General features: G+C 36.6%; 22 protein-coding genes. 10 read left to right on the top strand and 12 right to left on the bottom strand.

Features of this window, described 5'->3' with window-relative positions:
• The first annotated feature begins 80 nt into the window (after positions 1 to 80).
• Together DUT69_RS14470 and DUT69_RS14465 are read left to right on the top strand one after the other, a co-directional pair.
• Positions 81 to 770, top strand: a complete 690-nt coding sequence (locus DUT69_RS14470; protein WP_113653955.1) for an NUDIX hydrolase — start codon at positions 81 to 83, stop codon at positions 768 to 770.
• 136 nt (positions 771 to 906) lie between these two features.
• Positions 907 to 1,326 carry a T9SS type A sorting domain-containing protein gene (locus tag DUT69_RS14465; protein ID WP_113653954.1) on the top strand — a complete coding sequence of 140 codons (420 nt, stop codon included), beginning with the start codon at positions 907 to 909 and terminating at the stop codon, positions 1,324 to 1,326.
• A 617-nt stretch (positions 1,327 to 1,943) separates the two neighbouring features.
• Here the strand turns inward: DUT69_RS14465 and DUT69_RS14460 are convergent.
• The 7 genes from DUT69_RS14460 to DUT69_RS14430 form a co-directional block, all read right to left on the bottom strand.
• On the bottom strand, positions 1,944 to 2,795 hold the full coding sequence (locus tag DUT69_RS14460; RefSeq protein ID WP_113653953.1) for a BadF/BadG/BcrA/BcrD ATPase family protein: 852 nt from the start codon (positions 2,793 to 2,795) through the stop codon (positions 1,944 to 1,946).
• 270 nt (positions 2,796 to 3,065) lie between these two features.
• Positions 3,066 to 4,847 carry a SusF/SusE family outer membrane protein gene (locus DUT69_RS14455; protein ID WP_113653952.1) on the bottom strand — a complete coding sequence of 594 codons (1,782 nt, stop codon included), beginning with the start codon at positions 4,845 to 4,847 and terminating at the stop codon, positions 3,066 to 3,068.
• A 6-nt stretch (positions 4,848 to 4,853) separates the two neighbouring features.
• Positions 4,854 to 5,624, bottom strand: coding sequence for a hypothetical protein (locus DUT69_RS14450; protein ID WP_113653951.1), 771 nt, complete (start codon positions 5,622 to 5,624; stop codon positions 4,854 to 4,856).
• An 11-nt stretch (positions 5,625 to 5,635) separates the two neighbouring features.
• Positions 5,636 to 6,133 (bottom strand): DUF5004 domain-containing protein, encoded by a 498-nt coding sequence (locus DUT69_RS14445; protein WP_113653950.1) that lies wholly within the window; start codon positions 6,131 to 6,133, stop codon positions 5,636 to 5,638.
• A 13-nt stretch (positions 6,134 to 6,146) separates the two neighbouring features.
• A complete protein-coding gene (locus DUT69_RS14440; RefSeq protein ID WP_113653949.1) occupies positions 6,147 to 7,520 on the bottom strand; it encodes a RagB/SusD family nutrient uptake outer membrane protein in 1,374 nt (457 codons plus the stop codon).
• 21 nt (positions 7,521 to 7,541) lie between these two features.
• A complete protein-coding gene (locus tag DUT69_RS14435) occupies positions 7,542 to 10,604 on the bottom strand; it encodes a SusC/RagA family TonB-linked outer membrane protein (RefSeq protein WP_113653948.1) in 3,063 nt (1,020 codons plus the stop codon).
• 446 nt (positions 10,605 to 11,050) lie between these two features.
• Complete coding sequence (locus DUT69_RS14430) at positions 11,051 to 12,061, bottom strand: LacI family DNA-binding transcriptional regulator (RefSeq protein ID WP_113653947.1); 1,011 nt, start codon at positions 12,059 to 12,061, stop codon at positions 11,051 to 11,053.
• A 42-nt stretch (positions 12,062 to 12,103) separates the two neighbouring features.
• On the opposite strand from DUT69_RS14430, the gene DUT69_RS14425 reads away from it, so the two are divergent.
• The 5 genes from DUT69_RS14425 to DUT69_RS14405 all read left to right on the top strand — a co-directional run bounded on the left by DUT69_RS14425 (position 12,104) and on the right by DUT69_RS14405 (position 17,249).
• The gene (locus tag DUT69_RS14425; protein WP_113653946.1) at positions 12,104 to 13,297 is read left to right on the top strand and encodes an alpha/beta hydrolase-fold protein; all 1,194 of its coding nucleotides are present in this window, start codon (positions 12,104 to 12,106) and stop codon (positions 13,295 to 13,297) included.
• Positions 13,298 to 13,349: 52 nt separating this feature from the next.
• On the top strand, positions 13,350 to 14,369 hold the full coding sequence (locus DUT69_RS14420; protein ID WP_113653945.1) for a threonine aldolase family protein: 1,020 nt from the start codon (positions 13,350 to 13,352) through the stop codon (positions 14,367 to 14,369).
• A 1-nt stretch (position 14,370) separates the two neighbouring features.
• Positions 14,371 to 15,882: an acetyl-CoA carboxylase biotin carboxylase subunit gene (gene accC / locus DUT69_RS14415; RefSeq protein ID WP_113653944.1), complete on the top strand. Its 1,512-nt coding sequence runs from the start codon at positions 14,371 to 14,373 to the stop codon at positions 15,880 to 15,882.
• A 76-nt stretch (positions 15,883 to 15,958) separates the two neighbouring features.
• Positions 15,959 to 16,546: a riboflavin synthase gene (locus DUT69_RS14410; RefSeq protein WP_113653943.1), complete on the top strand. Its 588-nt coding sequence runs from the start codon at positions 15,959 to 15,961 to the stop codon at positions 16,544 to 16,546.
• Positions 16,547 to 16,790: 244 nt separating this feature from the next.
• The gene (locus DUT69_RS14405; RefSeq protein WP_113653942.1) at positions 16,791 to 17,249 is read left to right on the top strand and encodes a DUF4268 domain-containing protein; all 459 of its coding nucleotides are present in this window, start codon (positions 16,791 to 16,793) and stop codon (positions 17,247 to 17,249) included.
• On the opposite strand, the gene DUT69_RS14400 is transcribed toward DUT69_RS14405, so the two are convergent.
• Entirely contained in the window at positions 17,230 to 18,384 is a 1,155-nt protein-coding gene (locus DUT69_RS14400) for a tetratricopeptide repeat protein (protein WP_113653941.1), read from the bottom strand. The two genes, DUT69_RS14405 and DUT69_RS14400, sit on opposite strands and share 20 nt — an antisense overlap.
• 136 nt (positions 18,385 to 18,520) lie before the next feature.
• Here DUT69_RS14400 and DUT69_RS14395 point away from each other — a divergent pair, with 136 nt between their 5' ends.
• Positions 18,521 to 18,820 (top strand): hypothetical protein, encoded by a 300-nt coding sequence (locus DUT69_RS14395; RefSeq protein WP_113653940.1) that lies wholly within the window; start codon positions 18,521 to 18,523, stop codon positions 18,818 to 18,820.
• 19 nt (positions 18,821 to 18,839) lie between these two features.
• Here the strand turns inward: DUT69_RS14395 and DUT69_RS14390 are convergent, their stop codons facing one another.
• Positions 18,840 to 20,615 (bottom strand): sensor histidine kinase, encoded by a 1,776-nt coding sequence (locus DUT69_RS14390; protein WP_113653939.1) that lies wholly within the window; start codon positions 20,613 to 20,615, stop codon positions 18,840 to 18,842.
• Positions 20,616 to 20,749: 134 nt separating this feature from the next.
• Here DUT69_RS14390 and DUT69_RS14385 point away from each other — a divergent pair, with 134 nt between their 5' ends.
• Positions 20,750 to 21,337, top strand: coding sequence for a porin family protein (locus DUT69_RS14385; RefSeq protein WP_113653938.1), 588 nt, complete (start codon positions 20,750 to 20,752; stop codon positions 21,335 to 21,337).
• A gap of 94 nt (positions 21,338 to 21,431) precedes the next feature.
• On the opposite strand, the gene DUT69_RS14380 is transcribed toward DUT69_RS14385, so the two are convergent.
• The 3 genes from DUT69_RS14380 to DUT69_RS14370 all read right to left on the bottom strand — a co-directional run bounded on the left by DUT69_RS14380 (position 21,432) and on the right by DUT69_RS14370 (position 25,037).
• Positions 21,432 to 22,349, bottom strand: coding sequence for a YihY/virulence factor BrkB family protein (locus DUT69_RS14380; protein WP_113653937.1), 918 nt, complete (start codon positions 22,347 to 22,349; stop codon positions 21,432 to 21,434).
• A 321-nt stretch (positions 22,350 to 22,670) separates the two neighbouring features.
• Positions 22,671 to 23,801, bottom strand: coding sequence for a 4-hydroxyphenylpyruvate dioxygenase (gene hppD / locus DUT69_RS14375; protein WP_113653936.1), 1,131 nt, complete (start codon positions 23,799 to 23,801; stop codon positions 22,671 to 22,673).
• Between the two features lie 69 nt (positions 23,802 to 23,870).
• Positions 23,871 to 25,037, bottom strand: coding sequence for a homogentisate 1,2-dioxygenase (locus DUT69_RS14370; RefSeq protein ID WP_113653935.1), 1,167 nt, complete (start codon positions 25,035 to 25,037; stop codon positions 23,871 to 23,873).
• Positions 25,038 to 25,280: 243 nt separating this feature from the next.
• On the opposite strand from DUT69_RS14370, the gene rpiA reads away from it, so the two are divergent.
• Positions 25,281 to 25,967: a ribose-5-phosphate isomerase RpiA gene (rpiA, locus tag DUT69_RS14365; protein WP_113653934.1), complete on the top strand. Its 687-nt coding sequence runs from the start codon at positions 25,281 to 25,283 to the stop codon at positions 25,965 to 25,967.
• The last annotated feature ends 21 nt before the right edge of the window (positions 25,968 to 25,988 follow it).

Below are 25,988 nucleotides of genomic sequence, written 5' to 3'. Positions count from 1 at the left end.
AATTTTTTTTTCATTATTTTTATCGATTAACAGAACAAGTGTGTTTATTTGTTCTATAAATAAATATAAACGTTTTTGTCTTGGAAGAAGTATTACCTGTATTTAATTCTGCGGTCTCTATAGATTGTGTTTTGTTTGGCTTTGATGCTGGCGAACTAAAAATTTTGTTGATTGAGCGTAATGAAGAACCTTTTAAAGATTGGTGGGCTTTGCCTGGAAATTTAGTAGGAGAGGATGAAAGCGTAGATCAGTCAGCATCGCGTATTTTGCACGAGCTAACCGGCTTGAGCGATATCTACATGGAACAATACTACACTTTTGGCGAGGTGGGAAGGCACCCACAAGGTCGTGTAATTTCGGTAGCTTATTATGCCATGTTACGCCTTGGTGGAGATAAGGCTTTAAAGCCTTTAACTTCTTATGCTAAAAAAGCACAGTGGATAAATGTTAAGGAATTACCGAAGCTAGGTTTTGACCACCAGCATATTTTTGACAAGGGCCTGGAGAAGATAAAACGTAGAATTAAGCATCTACCAATTGCCTTCGAATTACTGCCAGAGAAATTTACACTAACCCAGGTGCAGAATGTATACGAACTCATTCTGGGTAAGAAATTAGATAAAAGAAATTTCAGGAAGAAAATGTTAAGTTTTGGCGTTTTAAAAGAGCTTGATGAAAAACAAAAAGGCGTGTCTTTTAGGGCTGCTACCTTGTACAAGTTTGATAGGCGTAAATATGCAAAGCTTTTTGGTAAGGAAATTTCTTTTTAAGAGTTAATTTATTGTGCTTTAGATTTTTAGCTTGATTGATCTTTGACTAGTTTTTTTGATTTCCCTTAAAAAAAATATTGCTAGTACAAACGTTATTTACGTTTAAGTGTTATATTTACACTAAGAATCCTTGCGTATGGTGAAACTTTACAAGCTAATTGTATTTTTTTTCTTGGTAATTGTGTCGAATTTAAACGTTTCAGCACAGTTAAAAGGATATGCTTTGACCGTTTCAAACCAATCATCATTTGCACGTTACCCGATTTTATCTGTAAATAACTTTGCTGGTAAACAGGTTTCCAATTTTACTAACTACCCAAATCCTGCTACTTTACGTACAACTATTTCGTACACGCTAAGTGCTAAAACTAAGGTTAACCTGCGTGTTATAGATTTGGCGGGTAAACAGTTAGCTGTGTTAGTTAAAGCTGATCAACCTGCTGGAAAACACGAGTTTGAATGGGAATTTGCAAATAACAATATAAGTGCGGGTATGTATATCCTGCTTTTGCAGGTAGATTCTAAAACTTATACTAGGAAAGTTATTGTGCAGTAACGGATTTTAGGAATTCTATCTCCTCGCTTTAATAATTAAGTGATTTTTCCTCTTAAAAGAATCCAAAATTTATTTCTTAATATAAAATTGAAAAGGATAATGCGCTGAACATTTATTCATTATTATTTGGCTTGCAATTCGAATATGGCAACAAACATACTGAATATAGCTTATAGCCGAGCGTATATAAATATGCATATATACATGGTATTTTTGTTAAATATATTGGCACATCACTTAAAAAGATATATTATGAAAAATTTCTTAGAATTAGCAAAAAGTAGCTCTGTGCTGTCTGAAACCGAGATGAACCGAGTTAAAGGTGGGTTAAAATAGACTAATGACAGAAGTAATAATGTAGATGATAGGAGAGGGAAATATGGGCACCTTTATCTTTATTTACAAAGTTCGAGAAATAGAAGTGCGGGTGAATGTTTAAGTGGTTATATACCACAAATGGGACCATACCATTTGCCAGGATAAGTTGCTCTATCTGCAGGTTAAAAATTGCTTGTTGATATGACAAGTGGTTTCACAAAAAAGGGTCGTTATAAAATAACGACCCTTTTTTGTGAATAATTGCTATTTATAATAAAAATAGGAGTTTTCTTTTCAGATTATCTTTTGCTCAAGTGGTAAGCAACTAAATCATCTATTGGAGAACGGATGATTTTACCAACACCCATTTCGTATCTATCTGCAACAATGCTTAAAGTGTCTCTGAAGCTATATCCAACTGAACCTACGCAGTTTAATTTGTAATTCTTATAGTTTGGATAATGAATTACCAAGTTTTCAAAAAATGCAGTAAATGCATAATCGACAACCGATTGTGTATAATCTTCGTAGCTTTCTTTAAAGTCGTAAATGAATTTGCTAAAGCTCGCACAGAAACGATTTGGTAAGGGTTTATTATAAATATTGTCGAAAATATCTTCGTTGGTTAATGCATAGTTATCATAAAAACTTTCACGTAAACCTTTAGGCATGTAGCCTCTCATGTAGTCTGACAGGATACGTTTGCCGATATAGCTACCACTTCCTTCATCACCTAAAAAGTAACCTAAAGAATCTATGTTTAAGGTAATATCTTTTCCATCGTATAGGCAAGAGTTTGTTCCTGTTCCTAAAATCGCTGCAAAACCTTCTTCATCGCCCAGTAAGGCACGGCAAGAGGCCAATAAATCGTGACCAACGTTAATGTTAGCGTTAACAAAAACATTTTGCATTGCATCGGCAACAATTTTTTTGTTAGAATCGGTAGAGCAACCTGCACCGTAGTAGTAAACTTCGGTTAATTTTTCAGGCTCTAAGTGGTCTGGCAAAGAGTTTTTTAGCGAGCTTTCAATATAATCTCCTTTAGAAAAATATGGATTGTAGCCTTCAGTGTTAAAGTAGATTTTTCTGCCTGCTTCGTTAATTAAGCACCAGTTAGTTTTTGTTGATCCACCATCTGCAATAACTATCATTTTTTGTTTTTTAAGTTACGTAATTAGTAAAAAGTCTACCAATATATGCGCCTTTTTTGAAATAAAAAATTAAAATTGAGTTTTTTATTTCTTAACATTCGGCACCACTAACTGTTTGAAAAACTGAAACAAAGCTATAATATTGACAAAGTGTACTTTATACACTAATTAACGTCATTTTGACGTTGTTTCCTGTTCTTTGTAATATTTTTCAAACAAAACAGGCCCTTTTTTAAAAGAGCCTGTTTTGTTTAGTGGTATATTGATAGTTTAGTTTTTAGTTACGGTATAAGTTTGGTTGTACTCGTCAATTTTAACGGTGTAGTTTCCAGCGGTGGTTATCGCTAGGTTTGCACCGCCGTTAGAAATTTTTCCGGCACTGCCTCCGTAATCAAAATCCCAACTTCCTTTGGTAACGATAAATTTAAACTCGCCAACAGTTAAATTAGCTGTTACCGTCCATTTACCATTTCCTTCGTAAGTCATTGCAGGCAAAGCATTGTTTGAAGCTGAATTATCCCACCCGCCAGCGGTAGCATTACCAACTAAAAATACCGATCCGTCTGTTACAGAATATTTAAGATTTTTAATATCCGTTCCATCCCAAATAATACGTTTTAATCCGGTAGTGCCGGTATGCGCAAAATTAGACTCATTTGCCTCCAACATACTTCCTGCTGTAGCACCTTTACCATAATCTCTAGATCCAGAAATTGAGCCATTACCCCAAGCGTTTCCATCAATTAATTTCCATTCTTGCCCGCTAGTAAGCGATACCAGACCTAAAAATTTATTCGTATTAACGAAACCTAAAGCTTGAGAAGGGAAGATAGTAGGAGGGTCCCAACCAGCTGCGGTTGCACCACCAACAGCACCCATTCTGCCATGATCCGCTTGTACGTAATATTTTAGATTTTTCTGATCGAAAGTAATTCTATATACACCGCTTGCACCATAGGTTTCAATGTTGCTTTCGCCATCAACTACTGCGTCGCCAGGAGAACCAGGTTTCATTCCCCAATCTGCAGCGTTTAAGCTACCACCTGGCCATTGTTGTTGGTTTAAAAACTTAAATCCACCGCTTCCTGCAGTCAATTTTACGTAAATGTAAAATGTTCCAGGATTAGAAGCATCAGGAATCATTTGTAAAGCGCTTTCCGCGGTCCATCCCGCTGGGGTATCGCCACCAACTAAAAACATTTTAACTTCTCTGGTAATTACCAAATCATTTACATAATCGGCGGTTTTTTTGAAATTTCCAGAGGTTGCTTCAACGGTCCATTGCAGAGCAACAGGTGTCGCCTGGTCAGTAAATCCGGCGGCGGTAAGCTTATCGCTGATGTTTTTATAGCCAATTGCTAGTGCAGAGTCTAGTCCGCTGTTTGCAGAAGTGTAGGTGAAAAGTGGTGAACTAAAATCGCCACCTTTAGCCACAAATTTTATAACATATTTGGTAGCATTAGCGGCAACGCCAGCAAAAGATTTTTGCCATTTGAAATTTAAAAAATCTGTAGTAGAATTTGGATTAATTACTACCGGCGTGCTCGAAGACACGGGACCGTAAAGTAAAAAGTTGCTCACCCCATCGCCCATGCGAGTTATAGCAATATTTAAGGCTGGAGAAGTTGTAATGGTTACATCTCCATTGGTTGCCTTAACTGCCCAAATTAAATCTGTTTTTATGCCATCGGCGATTGATTTTGCTTTTAGCGCATCATCTAATTGCTTATGTGTAAGTGTTAATGTAGTTGATGTGCCATTGGCGTCTGATGCTAATTCGATAATTGGCGCATCAATACTACCCGTTTTTAATGCCGCAACAAATTTGTAGGTTGGTGCGGTGCTAACGCCAGGTTTGGCTGCGGACCAAGTAAAAGTAAGTTTGTTATTTGGCGTGGCCGAATTTAGAACAATCATAGCATTATTACTTGGAGCAGTAATTGCGAAACCGCCCAATGCCTCGCCATTAGATTCGTTGCTAAAATCAGTTTTTTTACAACCTATTGCAATTGCTACAACTGCTAATAGGATATATAATATTTTGCTTTTCATTGGATTTTAGTTAAAAACAGTGTAGGTTACTTCTGTAACTGGACCTGTTGTTGCTACGTTTGCACCTGTGGCATCCTTAATGCTTCCGGTAAATTGATAGCTAAATTTGCTCAATTTTGTTCCCGCAGTTAGCGTAATAAGTCGCTCAGGAATAAAAGAGTAAGAAAATAAAGTTGCCGATTCTTTTGTAGTTACTAAGGCATTTCTTGTTGCAACCACTGCGCCTAAATCGTTGTAGAAAGTTAAAGTAACCTTTACATCAAACATACGTTGCAGATTTTGTTCAGTAGCTAAATTTTGGTGAAAATATACCGTAGTCATATCAGTTTGATCTAATTTAGAAGGGAATACACGAAATTGATTTGGTGTAAATACTAACGGATCAAATTTGTAAGGTTTATAATCTGGAGTTTGTTTAGTTCCATCTTTACTTTTTCCTAAAAAACCGAAGTTTATCAGCTCTGCCGGACTTTGACCAAATAAGGTTGTAGCAGTAAATTTAAAGGTGAAAATATTGCCCGAAACTCTAGTCATTTTTGCGGCCTCAGAAGAGCTTCCCCATTGTCCGTTGGTAAGCGCATCTTTACCGCCACCAACGCCATCGTTAGAAAACATCCATAAATACACATCGGTTTGTCCTGCCATCGGCGTTCCGGTTACATCTAATCTAATCGTTACCTCATCTTCAGCAGTAAAAGTAGCCGGACTTAATGTTACTTGAGCAAATGCAAAAGCAGTGCTCAACGTTAATATAAAAGATAATATTAATTTTTTCATGATAAATCAGCTTACTTTTTAGTGAATTGATAAGTGTAGCTTAGAATGGCTTTACCATTGGATTTTTTTACTTTTTTAAGGTAAAACTTTCCAGACTTAAGTTCTGCGTAAGAACCTAAGGTTAACTCTGAAGTTACTGTGCCGTTTTTAAGCGTAATAATTGTTGGTGCAATGGCATTGTCTACTGCCCAGGTTCCAGTATTAAAATCAGCAATTTTTGGAGAGTTGCCCGGCGTAATTGTAAAGTTAGTAGGTGCACCACTTGCATCGCCTTGCAAAGCGATGGTTAAATCTTTATAAGGATAGACTGCGGTAATGTCTAATTCTTTATAAGGAAAACCTTTTGTAGCGGCATCTTCATCTTTTTGGGTAACTTTTGTTAAGCCCCAAGTGCCTTGCAGTTCTTTAACCACGTTAGTGTCTGAACCAATTGGTCCAAATTCTTCTGGCTTACAGCTTCCTAATAAAATGAAGCAAATTGCCATGATAATATATTTAATGTTTTTCATTTTAAATCAGTTATTAGTTACAACCACCTTCTGGATTACGTTGAAAAGCTGTATTAGTAGCCATTTCGCCTTGCGGGAATTGCAATACTAAACCCGGACAATTCCAAACTGCACCACGTTTATCAATGTTCTCGCCTTTGGCACCAATACGTTTAATTTCAGAAATTCTGTTTCCTTCGCCAGCAAATTCGATGCTGCGCTCCAAACGGGCATTGCTTTTAATTAAGCTTGCCGAAGATGCTAACGGGATAGATTTAGTGCCTCCGTAAGCCCTTGCCAAAATATCATTTACATCTTGAGCACCCACAGTGAGGTTTGTTCCAGTTTCTGCAGCCGCTTCTGCTCTGATAAGTTTCATCTCTGTTAAGTAAAGCACAGGAACTTCGAATCTATCGGCATTGTATTTCTTGGTTACAATAAAACCTGGATATTTTACATTATCGTACAATGCTTTACGCACATCTGTAGGCGTATTTACGCTTGCATAAAACGCGGCAGAAAATCTTAAAGTTGGCAAGTTAAAGTCTGAACGAAATTGTCCTCTAAGTTCGCCTCCTGGCTCAAAAACGCCTCTTGTATTTATTAACTTGAAAATAGCTTCAGGGTTTGCAGTTTCTGAGAAACGATTGGCATAAGTTCCCAAAGTAAATTTATTACTGGTTATTACCTGGTTAGCATATAAATAAGCGTTTTGGAAATCGTTCATTTGGAAATAAACTTTTGCCAATAAAGCTTTTGCCGCCCATTTAGTTGCATAACCACCATTTTCATCCGGCAATTTGTTTTCAGCAATTTTCAAATCTGCAATAATAGCATCGTAAACCTCTTTTACCGTAGCTCTTGTGCCTTGAGATATTTGAGTAGAAGTTCTCAATGGCACACCAAGATGGCTGTTGTCTGTAGTGAAACCATAAGGTTGTGCAAATAATTTAACCACTTCAAAATGGCTAATCGCTCTTATAAATCTCGCATCGCCTTCTAAATTATCTCTTAAAGCAGATGTTTTATCCAAGTTTTCTAAAACTGTATTTGCTCTAAAAATGGCTTGATAAATGTCAGTATACATTCCATTTTTGAAATCTCCGAACACAGAAGTTTTACGATTGAAGATCTCACCAAAATCGGTATTCAATTGCGATCCGTCTAGTTGATCGGCGAGCAACTCGTTAATAACCTGTATTTTTCCGCCAAACATTTGTCCGCCGGCTACAATTTGATAAGCCGATACCATTACCGCCTTAACAGAAGCCTCGTCTACTAATGCCTTATCTTTTGGTATAGCTTCAACAGGATCGCTTTCTAGGTATTTTTTACATCCACTACCCACCATTACAACAACAGAAAGGATAAGGAATGATTTTAATATGTTTTTATAATTGATTTTCATTTTCTATCTATTTAACTGTTATTAAAATGAAGTTGATAAGCCAAAAGTTATTGATTTCTGTTGTGGCGTAGTTAAATAAGTTACGTTCGGACTCATGTTTCTGTCTTGTGGATTTTCGAAATCACGAGCAATCTCTGGATCGCCACCTGGGTATTTAGAAAAGGTTAACAAATTCATTCCGGTAGCGAATACTTTAAGGTTGCGTAGTCTTAATTTTTGTACAAATGTTGCAGGAACGCTATACGCCAAGGTAACTTCTCTTAAACGAACAAACGTTGCATCGTACAAAAACATAGTTGAGTTGTATTGCCATTCGCTTGATAAACCCGCATAAGTACCGCTATTCATGGTTAAGCGAGGAAAATCAGCAATGTCTCCAGGTTGTCTCCAACGATTGGCTATATCTGTTCTAATATTCCAGTCGGTAACCACACCCAATTGGCGTTTTGCAGAAGCATCGTACAAGTTTCCGCCAATTGCGAAAGTGAATAAAGTATTTAATTCGAAACCTTTAAAGCTAAAGGTATTAGTTAAACCACCTACGTAATCTGGTAAGATTTTTCCAACCGGAACGCGATTATCTAAAGAGAAGGTTTTAGTTTCAAAACCATCTTTATCTAACCAGATTGGTAAACCGTCTGCAGGATCTACACCTTTAAAACGCACTAGGAAATTTGTGCCGATAGGGTAACCCTCAGCAATACGGGTATCGTTGGTGCCACCACCAACTGCATCTGGTGTTAAGCCATCAAGGCTGATTACTTCATTATAATTTTTAGAAACATTTAAACGGGTAATCCATTTAAAGTCTTTCGAATCTATGTTTGTTGTATTAAGGCTAAGCTCTACACCCTCGTTTAAGATCTCGCCTACGTTAATCCATCCAGTTCCAAATCCAGTTGATGGAGAAATACCGCCATTAAGTAAAGCGCCTTTGGTTCTTTTGTTATAGTATGAAATCTCTCCCGTAATACGATTTTTAAACAAGCCAAAATCTAAGCCTAAATCAAAATTTCTGCCTTCTTCCCACTGTAAATTCGGGTTGCCCACATTGCCCGGTGCCAATACAGCAGTTCCCTGACCGTTATATCCGGTATTTAAATAGGTAAATCGCTGATAATATTCTGCCGAGGGAAAGTTAGAACTACCCACCAAACCATAACTAGCTCTTAGTTTTAAGTTGCTAATTACTTTATTGTCTTTCATAAAATCTTCTTCGCTAATGTACCAAGAAGCAGAAGCTGCAGGGAAATAACCAAACTTGTTGTTTGGTCCGAATTTAGATGAACCATCTCTTCTAGCTAAAAGCTGTAGGTAGTATTTATTGTCGTAAGAATAATTTAAACGAGCAAATAACGAAGCAAATGTATCTCTGTTTGCATTGCTCACATAAAAACCTGGCCCAGCAATTAGTGCCATAGTTCTTAAGTAGTTTTCTCTATTCTCTGAGAATGGCTCGTTCGCCTCGCCATAAATCCCACCTGGGTAATAATTTCTGTAAGAAAGTTGAGATTCGGCACCAACCAAAGTAGTTAACTTATGTTTGTCGGTAATTTGCCAATCGTATGTTGCGGTTCCAGTAAATGTTCTGTTAAAAACTTTAGTAGGGTACAAGTTAGCATAACCAACCGAAGCATTTCTTAAAGATGCAGGCGTGAAGATATTGTCTTGTACATCAAGGTTATCCATATTAAAAATACCTTTAATGCTTAAGTTTTGCACTGGTTTTAATTCCATTGTAATACCCGCTAATAAACGCTCATTTCTGGTTTTCCAATCCAATAAACCTAAATTACGAGCAGGGTTTGCGCCATTGCTATAAAAAGTGCCATCTGCATTGTAAACTGGGTAAATAGGTAAAGCTGTAGACATTGCATCACCTAAACCACCGCCCCAAGCTGCGTTAACGCGTTGGTTAATACCTTTATCGTAACCTACGTTAATACTGGTAGAAAAGTAAGTAGTTGGTTTAATGTCGAAATTGGTTCTGAAACCATAACGCTCGTAAGAGTTACCAACTAAAAAGCTTGCATTATCGCTGTAGTTAGCAGATATGTAGGTTTTTATTTTGTCTGTACCTTGACTAAATGATATAGCCTGATCGTTAGATTTACCAGTTTGCGTTAAAATATCCCACCAATCTGTATTGGTTTGTTGTGCTTGTGCCCAAGTAATGCCACCCGGAAGAGGAGCAAGGCCAGTGTTGCCATCATTTGTCCACGCTTCTTGACGAAGTTGTAACCACTCTGTGTTGTTAGCGAACTCAGGTCTGTTTGCATAAGTGCTCAAACCATATTTGCTAGAAAGGGAAATAGTTGGTTTGCCTGCTTTACCTCTTTTAGTGGTAATTAGAATTACACCGTTTGCGCCACGAGAACCGTAAATACCGGCAGCACCAGCATCTTTTAAAATCTCTACCGATTCAATATCGTTAGGATTAATGGTTGCTAATGGGTTTTGGTTCATTGCTCCTCGGTTTCCAGTAATAAAAGGATCTGAAGTAACAGGAATTCCATCAATTACATATAAGGGATCTCCGCCAGCACTAATAGAACCAATACCTCTAATTCTTATAACAGATCCACTACCAGCTAAACCAGAACCTTGTGTAACCTGTACGCCTGGCGCTTGCCCTTGTAAACTGGCCTCAAAACTTGGGGTTGGTAAACTGGTTAGCTTATCGCCTGTTACTTTAGATATTGCGCCAGTAACCTCACGTTTGGTTTGCGTTCCGTAGCCCACTACAACAACTTCGTTTAGGTTAGTTTGTTCTCCAGCCAACTCGAAATTAAGTACAACACTTCCGCTACCAACAGTAACCGTTAGTTTTTTTGAGGCAAAGCCGATGAACTTAGCCGTCAAGGTGTAAGTTCCTGCCGTTAATCCTGTAATTCTGTAGTTACCATCATTGTCTGTAGCGGTAATTTTTTGGGTGCCATCAACCTGAACTGATGCACCCGGAATCGGAAGTTTTGAGTCATCTAAAATTTTACCTGAGATGCTTCCGGTTTGAGCATAAGTTGTTAATGTGCAGAGCGCAAAAAACATCAACAGACATAGCTTGATTGGGTAATTTTTTTTCATAGAAAAAGCCCGTTTTTAAGTTTAAATATTTGGTTATAAATTATTGTGTATTACACTATTGTAAATTTAATGTAGCATAACAATAATCAAAATTTTATATCATATTTTTTTTGAACACCATTTTTTTTAGAAGTTTTTTGACGTAAAGAGCGAATTATTTACTGTTTTTTGTTTTATAAATATTTTATGTATAATTTTTAATTATCTGATTTATAGTGTTTTGTAAAATTTAATTTCTAAAATTGGTGTATTATTTACACTAAGTTGTTTTCGTAGACTTTTTCGGGTAGGTTTTCGGGAACGTTCCCGAAAATTTCGGCAACTTTTCTAAAATCGCTCATGTGCGAAAGTCGAAATTCTGCGTATTTTCAGAAAACTTAGGATTTTTTTGAAAAAAATAATGCTGTTTTTACGCTATAAAACGAGCTGTTTTTCAGCTCATATTCTTACTTGGAAGTAGAGCGTCTTTGCATCACTTCCGACTTTAAAATCACTTCAGTATTTGGACTGATTTGATCAGGATTTTCGAGCATTTTAAACAGTAATTCTGCAGCGGTTTTACCTAAATCTGCAGCAGGTTGGGTAACCGTACTTAAAGCCGGGTTTAGTAGCGGTGAAATTTCTAAACTAGAGAAACCTATAACTTTAATATCATTTGGCACATCAAGCTTTAGGTCGTAACAAGCGTAATACGTGGCAAAGGCTAAACGCTCTACAGAAGTAAATACGCCATCTGGTTTTAGCTCGGTAAATGCTGATTTTAGGTGATCTATGTTCTCTTTGTAATTGTTGGTACAGTCTATAATCAGCTCATCGCTAAATGTGATGTTATGTTTTTTTAAGGCATCTATGTAACCCTGCATACGCGTTTTGCCAATAGACAGTGTTTTGTTTACAGCTAAATACGCAATCTTTACGCAACCTTGATTAATTAAGTGTTCGGTAGCTGAAAAACTCGCTTCGTAATCGTTGGTAATTACCCTAGGTGTTTCAATATCTTCATAAACACGGTCGAAAAAAACCAGTGGCAATCGTTTTTTAGCTAATTCGTTCAGGTAGTTATGGTCGTTGGCTTCTCCAGAAACAGACATGATAATTCCATCGGCCCTGCCATTATGTAAATGCTGTATAAAGGAAACTTCTTTTTCAAATTGATCATTAGTAGCATACACTAAGATATGATAACCCTTTGCGCTTGCTACACTTTCAATCCCTTGAATGGCTAAGGAGAAGTAGTTGTTTGCTAATTCTGGAACAATTACAGCAATTGTTTTGCTTTTTTGTTCGCGTAGGTTACTAGCGTAATGGTTTGGCTGATAGTTAAGTTGCTTAGCCATAGCCAAAATTCGTTCTTTGGTGGCTAGGTTTATATCGCTATTATCTCTAAATGCTCTAGAAACGGTAGATGTAGATAAATTAAGTGCCTCGGCTAATATTTTGATATTTACATTATCCATTTATACGTAGTACTTTTTATAGGTATTTTGCTGTAAATATAAATGATAAAAAAAGTAATTATTTCTACTTATTTGTTAAATCATTATAAATTAGGACTATCTATGAAAAAAATCACATTATTTTTTGCCGTTCTATTTCTACCATTTGCGCTCTTTTCGCAAATTAGGTTAGCGTTTAGACTAAACGGCGTTCCTAAGAGTAAAGATAGCCTGCCAACTTTTTTTGTAGCAGGGAGCTTTAATAACTGGAATCCCCGTGATTCATCGTATAGTTTTAAAAGGATAGCTGATCAATTCGAATTGATTAAAAATATCCCGGCAGGTAACTACGAATATAAAATTACTAGAGGAAATTGGGAAAAGGCAGAAAGTGATGCGGAGGGAAATCCCAAAGCAAATAGAAGTTTGAAATTAGTTAAGGATACGATAGTCTATATTTCTGTTTTAAATTGGGCCGATGAATTGGAAAAGGAGCCAATAAAACATACAGCTTCAAAAAATGTAAAATTGCTTGACAGTGCATTTTTCATCCCTCAACTTAATAAAAAAAGAAGGGTATGGATTTATCTGCCACCATCCTATAGTACTTCAAAGAAATCTTACCCAGTAATCTATATGCATGACGGGCAAAATTTGTTCGATGCAGCAACAAGTGGTTTTGGCGAGTGGAAAATTGACGAATTTTTGGATAGTGTTGCTTTAAAAGGCGGAAAAGAATTTATTGTAGTTGGCGTAGACCATGGGGGCACAGAGCGATTAACGGAATATAATCCTTATGATAGTGAATATGGCTCTGGGAAAGGAAAGCGATACGTTGCTTTTTTGGCTGAAACTTTAAAACCTTTTGTAGATAAAAATTATAGGACAAAATCAAATTTTAAAAATACCACGGTTGCTGGCAGTTCTATGGGTGGTTTAATTTCTATGTATGCAGTTACGGAGTATCCAAAAGTTTTTGGCAATGCTGGTGTGTTCTCTCCCGCATTTTGGATAGCAAAAAAAATGATTGACGATTTAAAAAGTGGAGTTTCGAAATTAAAAGCGCATAAAATTTACTTTGTTGCCGGAGCTCTTGAAAGTGAAAAGATGTTGATTGATATGGAAAATGTATACGGTATTTTAAATCCCCTTGGTAAAAATGAAAATGTCGTTTTAGTCGATAAAGCTGACGGCAAACATCAAGAATGGTTTTGGGCTAGAGAATTCGCAGATTTTTATAAATTTATAGCTAAATAGAAACTGCTGAAAATTGGAACATTTTTAACTTCCAGCTATACAACAAATAATAATGATAGATTTTAGAAGCGATACAGTAACTAAGCCAACCGCCGGCATGTTGGATGCGATGATGAGTGCCAAAGTTGGCGACGACGTTTTTGGCGAGGATGAAACGGTAAATGCGTTGGAAGAGAAGTTGGCGACGATGTTTAATATGGAAGCGGCGATGTTTTGTCCTTCTGGTACAATGAGTAACCAAATTGCCATTAAATGCTTTACTAACCCTATGGATGAAGTTATATGCGACCAAACTGCTCATGTTTACCGCTACGAGGGTGGGGGAATCGCCTATAATTCATTGGCGTCGGTACGCTTGCTAAACGGCGAACGAGGTATTTTAACGCCAGAAATGATTGAACCTGAAATTAACGAAGACAATATCCATTATCCAAATTCGAGTTTGGTAGTGTTAGAGAATACGGTAAACAAAGGTGGTGGAAAATGTTATACGCTATCGCAGATAGAACCTATACATAACCTTTGCGCTATAAAGGGTATTAAATTGCATTTAGATGGCGCCAGAATTTTCAATGCGCTCGTTGCAACCGGAAACAAAGCAAAAGACTACGGCAAATACTTTGATGGCATTTCTGTTTGCCTATCTAAAGGTCTGGGTGCGCCGGTAGGTTCTGTTTTTTTAAGTGATGCGCAAACTATAAAAAAGGCGAGAAAAATAAGAAAGGTTTTAGGAGGAGGGATGAGGCAAGCTGGTTTTTTAGCGGCCGCCGGCATTTATGCGTTAGATAACCATGTTAAAAGATTAGCAACAGATCATAGCCACGCTAAGGCTTTGGCAGCAACCTTAACTAACGCTAGTTTTGTTAGTAGTGTTATGCCGGTAGAAACCAATATTGTGCTGTTTGATATTACACCAAATTTAAAAGTTGATAGTGTAGTAAAAGCATTGACAAATAAGGGAGTTCTTTGTAATGCTACATCAAATAAAACGGTTAGGTTTGTTACACATTTAGATGTAGCTGCGGCTGCGATAGATGAAACCATAGAAATAATTACGAAACTTAATATTTAATATGAGTAAGCTCGATTTAAATATCACCAAAATATTAGTTGCCAATAGGGGAGAAATCGCTTTGCGTATTATGCGGTCCGCTAAAGAAATGGACATCAAAACCGTTGCTGTTTTTTCTGAAGCGGATAGAAATGCATTGCATGTTCGGTATGCTGATGAAGCCATATGCATTGGTCCGGCGCCTTCAAATCAGTCTTATTTAGTTGGCGAGAAAATAATAGCAGCTTGTAAAACAACTGGCGCACAAGCTATTCATCCCGGATATGGGTTTTTGTCGGAAAATGCAGGCTTTGCGAAAGCAGTTGCGGACGCAGGGCTAATTTTAATCGGCCCAACGCCCCAAGCTATGGAGATTATGGGCAATAAACTTTCGGCAAAAGCAGCAGCGCTAAAGTATAATATACCTATGGTTCCTGGTACCGAAGAAGCGATAACCGATATAAGCGAAGCTAAACTTAGGGCGGTAGAAGTTGGGTTCCCGATTTTAATTAAAGCGGCAGCCGGTGGCGGCGGAAAAGGAATGCGTATTGTAGAAAAAGTTGATGACTTTGAAGAACAAATGCATTTGGCGGTTAGCGAGGCAACTTCGGCTTTTGGAGACGGAGCTGTATTTATTGAGCGTTATGTTACGTCGCCACGCCATATAGAAATTCAGGTTTTGGGAGATACCCATGGCAATATTGTTCATCTTTTTGAGCGGGAGTGCTCTATACAGCGCAGGCACCAAAAAGTAGTCGAAGAAGCTCCATCAGCTGTGCTAACACCAGAAATACGAGAAAAAATGGGTAAATGCGCCGTAGATGTTGCTCGGTCTGTGAATTATGTTGGCGCCGGAACCGTTGAATTTATCCTAGATGAAAATCTTGACTTTTTCTTCCTAGAGATGAATACCAGATTGCAAGTAGAGCATCCGGTTACCGAAATGATAACTGGCTTAGATTTGGTAAAAGAACAAATCAAAATTGCCAAAGGCGAGGTGTTGTCCTTTAAACAAGAGGATTTGAAAATTAACGGGCATGCGGTAGAATTACGTGTTTACGCAGAAGATCCCTTAAATGCCTTTTTGCCTGATATAGGTACATTGCAAACTTATAGTACCCCAAAAGGTAATGGTGTTAGGGTTGATGATGGCTTTGAAGAAGGTATGGAAATACCGATTTACTACGATCCGATGATTGCCAAATTAATAACTTATGGCGCTACCAGAACAGAGGCGATAGCGAGAATGGTTAGGGCAATTGATGAATATGACATTACAGGCATACAAACTACGTTAAGCTTTGGTAAATTTGTAATGCAACATGAAGCGTTCACATCTGGCAAATTTGATACACATTTTGTAAGCAAGTATTTTAATGCCGATAGTTTAAAAGAAGACGATGAACGAGAAGCATTATTGGCTGCAATAACAGGGGTATTATTGTTGCAAAAAGACAAAGGTAAAATTGTTACGGCTACTCAAAATACTGCGCAAACCAGCAATTGGACAAAAAACAGGAAAAACTATAATTAATGAATTGTCGTTATGAGCCACAAGAAAGATTTTCTTAAAATGTTTCGCCAAGTTCAATCAGACATAACCTAAAAAAATGTTTACAGGGATAATTGAAACGCTCGGAGAAATTAAAAATATAGTAAAAGAAGGAACAAATATCCATTTTACGGTATCGTCTGCAATAAGTAACGAACTTAAAGTAGATCAAAGCGTAGCGCACAACGGTGTTTGCTTAACGGTAGTTTCGCTTGCTGATGGATCGCACACGGTTACCGCAATTGAAGAAACGCTGAACAAAACCAGCTTGGGCAATTTGATAGTGGGCAGCAAAGTTAATCTAGAACGATGTATGCAAATGAATGCTCGTTTAGATGGCCATATTGTACAAGGCCACGTAGACCAAACTGCAACTTGTATTTTAGTAAATGAATTAGAAGGAAGTTGGGAGTATCGCTTCAATTATAATGCATCTTTGGGCAACGTTACGGTAGAAAAAGGCTCCATCTGTGTTAATGGAATTAGCTTAACGGTAGTTAATTCTCAATCCAATGAGTTTTCGGTTTTTATTATTCCATACACTCACGAGCATACAAACTTGCACGAAGTTAAAATTGGCGACACCGTTAATTTAGAATTTGATATTATCGGTAAGTATGTGGCAAGGTTAATGGGAAATAAGTAGTTTAAATCAAGGGACAAAAATTTTTAGAAAAGCAAATTTGTAGTTCTTTTGAAGAGTCAGTCCTGCTTTCACTGCAATCTTTTTTGCACAGTTGCCCTAAGCGTTTGGAAGGGCGGTGTAACAAAAAAGGATTTTCGTTCTATCAGGTTTAAACACGAAGGTTCGGTAAAAAACTGAAGATTTTTAAAAAAAATAATCTTTGACAATATCTATAGGATTTTGTCAAAGATGCATCGAACAAATAATGTATAGTAAAGAAGAGGCATCAAAGCTACGGCAACAATTCTGGATTACTTTCGGCAAGTATTTAAAGCCTATTCCTTCAGCCGAAGGCTTAACTATAAATTGGGTTAATTACAAAACGGGTGTAAAAAACATTTTTTTTAAAATGGATGCTGGCCAGAAAGAGGCAACTATCTCTATCAATATCCAACATCAGGATGAGGTAGCCAGACAACAGTTTTTTGAGCAGTTTTTAGCCTTAAAATCTATCTTTACCAACACACTAAACGAAGAATGGGATTGGGAATTAAATGCAACAAACGAATATGGCGTACCCTTTGCGCAGATTTCTAAAACAATACAAGGTGTAAGCATATTTAAACAACAAGATTGGCCAACGCTTATATCATTCTTAAAACCAAGAATTATAGCATTAGACGAGTTTTGGACCGACGTAAAACCTATTTTTGAACAGCTTTAGATGTTGTAATTGTAGTAATTCTTTCCTTGCTATAATCTATTTGCTCTTTTTCTTTTAGTGTGTCTGGTTTGCTTTTTAAGTAAAGAGCGTAGTAATTGGTAGCATTTTTAGCTTGATTTAGCTTAAAATCGTAAAGTACACCTAGCCTGTAATAAAGTGTGTTATAATCGCCAAAAGTTAAACCCCTTTTATAAGCAGTAGCTGCATTTAAATTTTGATTTCGTTCTTCTAAAATTCCGCCCAATAATGCATAGTAAAGTGGGGTGTTACCAGAAATGCCTTCTTCTATCGTCTTTTTTGCATATTCAGTAGCTTTATCGTAGTTCTTTAATTCGCGATAGCATAAAGACATAAAGTACAAATTACTTTCATTAAGCATACCAGATTGCTCCAAAATTTTAAACGAGGCCAGTGCTTTGTTATAGTTCTTCAAAAAAAAGTAGGCTTTTGCAACAGTCGAAAGTGTATTTGGATTAGCGCTAGATAGTAAAAGCTTTTCGCCTATGGTTACAACCTCTTTATACTTGTTTAGCTGTAAGGCAATTGGTAACTGTGCTTGTTGCAAAACAAAGTGACTTGTGTCTGCCTGTATAGCTATTTTAAGAACGTCGTAGGCTGGCTGGTACATTTTTGCTTTGCTGTATTGATTTGCCAATTCGTACGCAACATCTGCATCAACTCTGTTTAAAGCATTAGCTATTTTTAGGTATGCAGTTTTAGCAGAATCATCCTCTGCATAATCGGCAATTTGCTTATAGGCATTAAAATTCGTGCTGTCTGTTTTTATTATCTCTTCTAAGTAAGATTTCGTTTTAATTTTATTTCCTCGCCTTGCGTTAATATTTGCCAAGCTAAATAAAACAGGTAAAGTATTTGGTTGGATGGCATTTATTTTTAGGTAATTCTTTTCTGCATCCGGAAGTTTGCCCGCCATCATATTGCAATAGGCCATTTGCGTTAAAGCTTTTACATCTTGTGTATCGTTAGGGTATACACTTTGTAAGTATTGTGCAGCTTCGGCATAGCGTTGCGACTGGTAAAAATCTAATAGTTTTTCTTTATCTAAGGCTGGGCTTTGTGCAAAGACAGTTGCGCACAAAAACGAAAAGGCTAAGCAAAAAAGGAGATTTTTCATTGTTTGATATTTTAAACTAATTTATTAGTTATTTATTTTAATTGCAAATCTCTTTATGCATTTAAACTAAAAAACAAACTTTTTTGGCCTGAAAGTGTTGTAAAGAAAACAATAGTTAAAATTAAAAACAGAAAATATGGATACCTTAAAGAAGTTTGAATTGATGGAAAAGATTGTAAGGGAACTGGAAGACTTACAACATTCGCAACAAGCAATAATTCAAAAAATAGGAAAAATTGAAGTAGATAATATCGAATTGGGTGATAAGAAACTTGATAAAGATTTGCCTGATATGCACCAAAGAGTTGCAGATAATCTAGACTCTATAGTTGATATTTTAGCTTATTTTGCAGATAAAACCCAAAACTTTGGTAATAAAAATAATGTGGATGCACTTAAAGAGCAACAAGCCATTAACGAAGTTACCGGACAATAATATTTAATATGCACCCTTTTTAGGAGGGGTGCATATTTTCATCCGTAGGTATAGTTATAGAGAACGTTGAGCCTATACCTTCTTTACTTTCTACGGCGATCGTACCGTTATTACGTTCCATAAATTCTTTACATACCATTAGTCCCAAGCCAGTTCCCCTTTCGTTGGCTGTACCACGTGTACTATTGTCGCCAGCAAAAATCTGCTTTAATTTATTTTTAGAAATACCAATGCCGTTATCTTTTATACGGACCAACATTTTATGGTCTTTTTGGTAACTGGCGGTTATAACAATTTCGCAATGTTCTACGCAGAATTTGATAGCGTTGTTTAAGATGTTTCTGATAACAATTTGTACCATCAACATATCTGCGTAAACCATCTCGCCTGGAAATACATCATGAATGATGTTTATTTTTTTAGCCGATGCAGAGGGCAGATGGTAATTTATCTCGTTTATAATAAGATTTCGCAGGTTAAAACTCTCTTTTTTAATCCCGTAACCCTTTAATTGGCTTCTAGACCAGTGTAACAAGTTTTCGAGTAAATCTGTTGTGTAAATAATATCTTTTCCTAACGTTGGGATTAGCGATTTAAATTCTTCTGCACTAATAGAACCGTCGTTTGTCATCTTCAAAACTTCCGAAAGGTTAACTAATGGTCCGCGTAAATCATGAGAGATAATAGAAAAAATTCTGTCCTTTTGTTGATTGAGTTTTTTAAGCTCCGTTGCTTGCTTTTCGTTTAAAATTGATTCTCTTTTTATGTGCGTTAAATCCTGCAATTTTATAATACTGAAATTATCGCTGATTTTATTTTCATTCAGAAAAATCAAGTCTACGTTCAGGTAAATTATCTCCTGACGAATTTCTAAACTTAAATCAAAATTTCCCGGTTCGTGATTTTCAATATGCTTTAGCAACAGCGTTTCTTTAGGGAAAATTTCTTTGATATTTACACCAACCAAATTACTTGTCTTAAGGTTTTCTATGTATCTGAGCAGAGATTTATTGTAATCTATAATTCTGTTTTTATGATCTAAAACGATAAAGCCATCATGCATTAGTTCTAAAACTTTCTCTCTGGCGATGGGTATAATATCAAAAAGCTTAAACCGGTAAACGCCTACAAAAATTAGAAAGATGGCAAACATGAATGCAAAAGGCGTAAGGTCTATAAAACCGAAAGGCCTAATTCCTACCATATACACGATATTGGATATCCACGGTAAAAAGGCGGCTATTATAACGATGTAATTTTGATTTCGGTAAATCCTGTCAGAAGACCGGAATTTTTGAACGATCAGAAAAGTTCCGCATGCTAACAGGATGTAGAAATATAAGGTAAATACAAAATACCAAGGAGCCCGAGTTAAATCTGCCATTGGAAAGGGGCCAGCATAATTTACGGCAATACTTTTATAATACAGGTGGTGGTAAGAATTTGTCCACACCATTAGCATTGTTATAACAGGAACTATAGCTATAGAAAGAATGTTCCGTTTTTTCTTTATCCAAGCTTCCTTACCACAAAAATACAAGCAGAAAATAAACCAGAGTAACGGTAAGGTTGTGATACCAATATACTCTATACTTATTAGAAATTTAATTTGAGATAGCGTACTGCTAGAAAGTTCAAGTCCGTAACCTATAGACCAAATTGCATTTGCAAGCATCATAATGGAGAACCATCTTACAATGTTTTCTCCACGCCTATAAATGATGTTTGCCAGTACTATGGATAAACACCCACATACTATCAGAAAAACAGCATACACATTAAATTCGAACTCCATCAAAAACAAAACGCAAATGTATAATTAAATATAAATTGAAGTTAAACAAACAGGCGTATATAATTGTATTATTTACTTAATAGTTAAAAATATCGTTATTTTTGAATTGAAATCATCTCTAAATTAATCATTTTATGAAAAAAATTAACTTACTATTCGTGTTGCTTTTTTGCTCCACTATGGCATTCTCACAAGTTTTACCATCTTTCCAGTTTGGATTAAAAGGAGGTTTAAACCTTTCTAAATTTAGTACCGAAAACACTTTTAGTAGCGATAATCAAGCTGGTTATTATGCAGGGGTATGGGCAAGAATCGGCGCTGCGGGCATTCATTTGCAACCAGAGCTTTATTTATCTGGAAAAAATACAACGCTGGTAAGTAGCACAGGAGAAGAAAATAAAGTAAAGTTTACAAGTTTAGATGTTCCGGTTTTGGTTGGAACTAAGATTGGTGCCGCAGGTATTGGTGTGCGTTTAAATACCGGCCCGGTTGTATCGTTTATTTTAAATGAGGACCAAAGTTTTGGTAATGCAGCATCAAACATTTTTAATGGAAGATTTAAGGATCAGGCTTTCGCGTGGCAATTTGGTGCTGGTTTAGATATTAAAAAGTTAAACTTCGATCTGAGATATGAATTAGGTCTTACCGATTTGAACAAGGCTGGTTACGGCGAAACTAAACTGAGTTTATTTACGCTGGGCATTGGTTACAGATTGTTCTAAAATATTAATGCCTTATGCTAAAATTGGATGGACTTTATTGTTCATCCAATTTTTTTTTGCCTAAAATTTTGATGGCTTTGATAATACTAAGTTCTTAATCTTCTTTTTGAATTTCCTTTAATTCATATAAGAATGCACCTTTTATTGGTCTTATTCCGTTGCCAGCCTCGCTTAAAACTTTTACAAAACAAGCGCCATAGTAAAAAATAAACGACGAGTAAAAGACAAACAGCATGATTAGGATGATAGAACCAGATGCTCCATAAATATTGCCAATATTACTTAGCGGAAGCATGATTCTTAAAATATATTTCCCTAAAGTAAAAAGTACCCCAGTTAATATGCCACCCCTGATAGCGGTTTTCCAGCTTGGTCGGCCATTGGTTAAAAATCTGAATAATACGGTAAACCAGACTGTTACAATTGCAACAAAAAGTAATTGATTTAGTACGGATAGGAAAATTCTGCCGAAAGTGGGAGATGCGTTATTAATGTAAGTACCAATAAAGCCTTGAATACTATCTGTAACTAATCCTACAAAAAACAATATTCCCGCTAGTAAGATAATTATCATCGATCGGCCACGTAATTTTAGCGTAAATAATATGCCCAATTTATCGTTTACACCTAAACTCCAAATTTGTTCCATCGAATTTTTTATAACACTGAAAAGTGTGGTGGCAACAAAAATGAAAAAGATAAAACTAAGTACAGTTCCCCACCAATTTTGGTCTATTCCTCTAATGTTAATTAGCGTATCTCTAATTTGAGCAGTTCCGCTATCATCAAAAATACTGGCTAATCTTTCTAACAGTTGTTTAGCAAGCATCCTTCTGTCTACAAAAAAGCCAAACAATCTGATCAGGATAAGCAAAATAGGAGGAAGGGCGAAGTTTGCAAAAAAAGCTGTCGCACCCGCTAAACGTAGAGGATCGTTTTTTTGGAAAAGTTTAAAAGCTAATCTTAAATGATGTAAAAATAACTTTGATCTTTCTATGGCATTTGCGTACATCTAAAACGTTTTCCGTGAGTTTCAAAAATAACAAAATAACACAAAAATGATGGTTTTAGTTTGTTTTTTTTATCGCCTCAGCTAATATTCGGAATAATATTTATTGCATACAAAACTATTTACACACTCAAATGGTTTAATATCAAACTTAAACTTATGAATAACTTTTTTAGAACTATTATTGCCGGTTATGGCGCCAAAAAATTAGGCGGTGGCTGTTTATCGACCATACTAATTTTTGTGATAATTTATTATGCTTTAGGGCATTGTTAAAATTTTTGTCGTCATCGTCAGCTAAACTGACAATGACGACAAGATAGTCTACAAATTACCTCTTAGCTCTTGCTCTCTTTCTAGAGATTCAAATAATGCCTTGAAATTACCAGCGCCAAAAGATTGTGCGCCTTTCCTTTGTATAATTTCGAAGAAAAGGGTTGGTCTATCTTCTACAGGTTTTGTGAAAATTTGTAGCAAATAACCCTCTTCGTCGCAGTCTACTAAAATTCCTAAACTCTTAAGCAACTCTACTTCCTCGTCAATTTCTCCTACACGTGTTGGCATCATTTCATAATAGGCTTCCGGGGGTGCGCTTAAAAATTCTACGCCTCTAGCTTTTAATTCTGTTACCGTTTTAACTATATCTTTTGTTGCTACGGCAATGTGTTGCACGCCTTCGCCCTCATAAAACTCCAAATATTCTTCAATTTGCGATTTTTTCTTTCCCTCTGCAGGTTCGTTTATCGGAAATTTAGAAAAACCATTTCCGTTACTCATCACCTTGCTCATCAAAGCAGAATATTCAGTATTGATTTGTTTATCGTCAAAAGAAAGTATGTTTACGAATCCCATTACTTCTTCGTACCATTTTACGGTTTCATTCATCCGGTTCCAACCCACGTTGCCCACGCAATGGTCGATATAAAGTAGCCCTGCGTCAGTTGGATTGTACTCGCTTTTCCATTCGCGATAGCCAGGCATAAAAATTCCATTATAGTTCTTACGTTCTATGAACATGTGTACAGTCTCGCCGTAAGTGTAAATTCCGCTCATTTTCACTTCGCCATGCTCATCTGTTAAAGTTTGAGGCTGTAAATAAGGTTTAGCGCCCCGTTTTGTAGTTTCTTCGAAAGCGCTATAAGCATCATCAACCCAAAGTGCTAAAATTTTAACCCCATCGCCATGCGTTTTTACATGTTCGGCAATCGGATTATCCGATTTTAAAGCTGTAGTTAAAATCAGCCTAATTTTTCCTTGTTGTAAAACGTATGATGCTCGATCTCTAACGCCAGTTTCTGGACCGGCATAAGCTAAAGACTGGAAGCCAAATGCTGTTTTATAATAATGTGCAGCTTGCTTGGCATTTCCTACATAAAATTCTATATAATCTGTTCCGTTAATAGGAAGAAAATCTTGTGCTTTTGCTATTTTTTCTGCGAATGTTTGTGTTGTCATGGATTTAAAATTAAAAAGTTTGGCGTTTAGCGGTTGGCGTATTAAACGCTTTACGCAAGACGCATAGCGCTATTCGACATTTATTTGCCAGCTAGTATGGTAGCTTTCATCTTCAATATCAACAGCATCTTGCGTTAACATTAATGGTCTAAAAGGATCAATCATTACAGCTAATTCTTCAGTACTTTCTTTACCGATAGATTTTTCTACCGTTCCGGGGTGAGGACCGTGTGGGATACCGCCAGGGTGTAAGGTAATTTGACCTTTTACCACGCTTTTACGACTCATAAAATCGCCATCTACGTAATACAAAACCTCATCGCTATCTACATTACTATGGTTGTAAGGTGCCGGTATTGATAACGGATGGTAATCGTATTTACGAGGTACGAAAGAGCAGATCACAAAATTGTGTCCTTCAAAAGTTTGGTGTACTGGCGGAGGCTGGTGCAATCGGCCGGTTATTGGTTCAAAATCATGTATAGAAAATGCCCAAGGATAATGAAACCCATCCCAACCGACAAAATCGAAAGGATGAGTGCCGTAAGTATACGGGTACATGATACCTTGTTTTTTAATCAATACTTTAAAGTCTCCAAGTTCATCAATTGTTTCTAAATCTTGAGGACGTTTTATATCTCTTTCGCAATATGGCGAGTGCTCTTCTAATTGACCAAACTGATTGCGGTATCGTTTTGGAGTTCTTATAGGGCTAAAACTTTCTACAATGAATAATCGATTTTTCTCATCGTTAAATTCTAATTGGTAAATAGTTCCTCTGGGGATAACCAAATAATCTCCATATTCAAATTTGATTTTTCCGAAGCCAGTTTTCAACGTTCCAGTACCCTCGTGTATAAAGATAACTTCATCAGCCTGACTGTTTTTATAGAAATAATCGGTCATCGATTTCCGGGGTGCAGCTAAAGAAATATGTAAATCGCTATTCACCAAAACTGGCTTCCGACTTTCTAAGTAATCATCAACAGGCTTAATGTTAAAACCGATTAAGCTGGTATGTCTTAAATGTTTCTCTCTAGCAATTTTAGGCTCAACATTATATGGTTCGCCCAATTCTTTTACAATAGTTGGGGGATGGCAGTGGTATACCAATGAATATAAACTAGAAAACCCTTCGGTAGAAACCAATTCCTCAGCATACAAATTGCCATCTGGTTTACGAAAAACTGTATGTCGTTTCGGTGGAATAGTTCCTAAGGTATGATATATAGGCATAGCTGTAGGTATTTGGTTAGACTGTAAATATATAACGATTAAAACGTTAAAACGTTTTGTAGTGATGCTAAGGAATAGCTAGAAAGAATATTGAGCAAAGATGATTTTAGATAGCATAGCATATCTAAAGGCAGCAAGAACTTCGCTTGCCGTACGATTTTGATATTTGGTTGTGCTAATCATTTTACCTCGGCTAAATTAGGCTTTTAAACATTAAGTACAAATTAATTCATACTTTTAAATATGTCTAATGAAAATCAAAACAACGAAAAATTAGCAGTAGCCGAAAAGGCAATAACTTTTGTAAATGACGGAGACATAGTTGGTTTAGGAACAGGCTCTACGGCAACCTTAGCAATACAACAGTTAGCAAAGCTGATAGCAAACGGTCTCAAAATTCAAGCCGTTCCAAGTTCCGAAGCAACTAAAGCGCTAGCTATTTCGTTGGGTATTCCATTACTAGCTTTAGGAGAAGCAAGTTCCATAGATATTAGTATAGACGGAGCAGATGAGTTTACGGCAAACCTTGAGTTGATAAAAGGTGGCGGAGGTGCTTTGTTCAGGGAGAAAGTAATGGCTTCATTAAGTAAGAAGAGTATCATTATCACCGATAGCAGTAAAAGGGTTGAAAAACTTGGTGCATTTAAGGTGCCGATTGAGTTTAATCCGAACGCGGAAGCTTATGTTTTTAAAGCATTGCAAAAGTTGAGTAGCCATCCCGTAAAACGGATAAAAAACGACAAAGTATTTGTAACCGATAACGGCAATTGTATTTTTGATACGGATTTCGGATTAATTGATAATCCAACAGTTTTGGCCAGCGAATTAGATCAAATTGTAGGTGTTTTGGCGCATGGCATTTTCGTAAACCTTACTTCAGTTATTTTAATGGCGCATGGCGATGAAATCATCAGTTTTACAAAAAAATAAAGCAAAGCTGATTTGAAGGGA

This window comes from Pedobacter namyangjuensis, from assembly GCF_003313325.1.
GTDB lineage: Bacteria > Bacteroidota > Bacteroidia > Sphingobacteriales > Sphingobacteriaceae > Pedobacter > Pedobacter namyangjuensis.
Note: the sequence above shows the minus strand (reverse complement) of the source record. Positions and strands in the feature narration are given on the sequence as shown.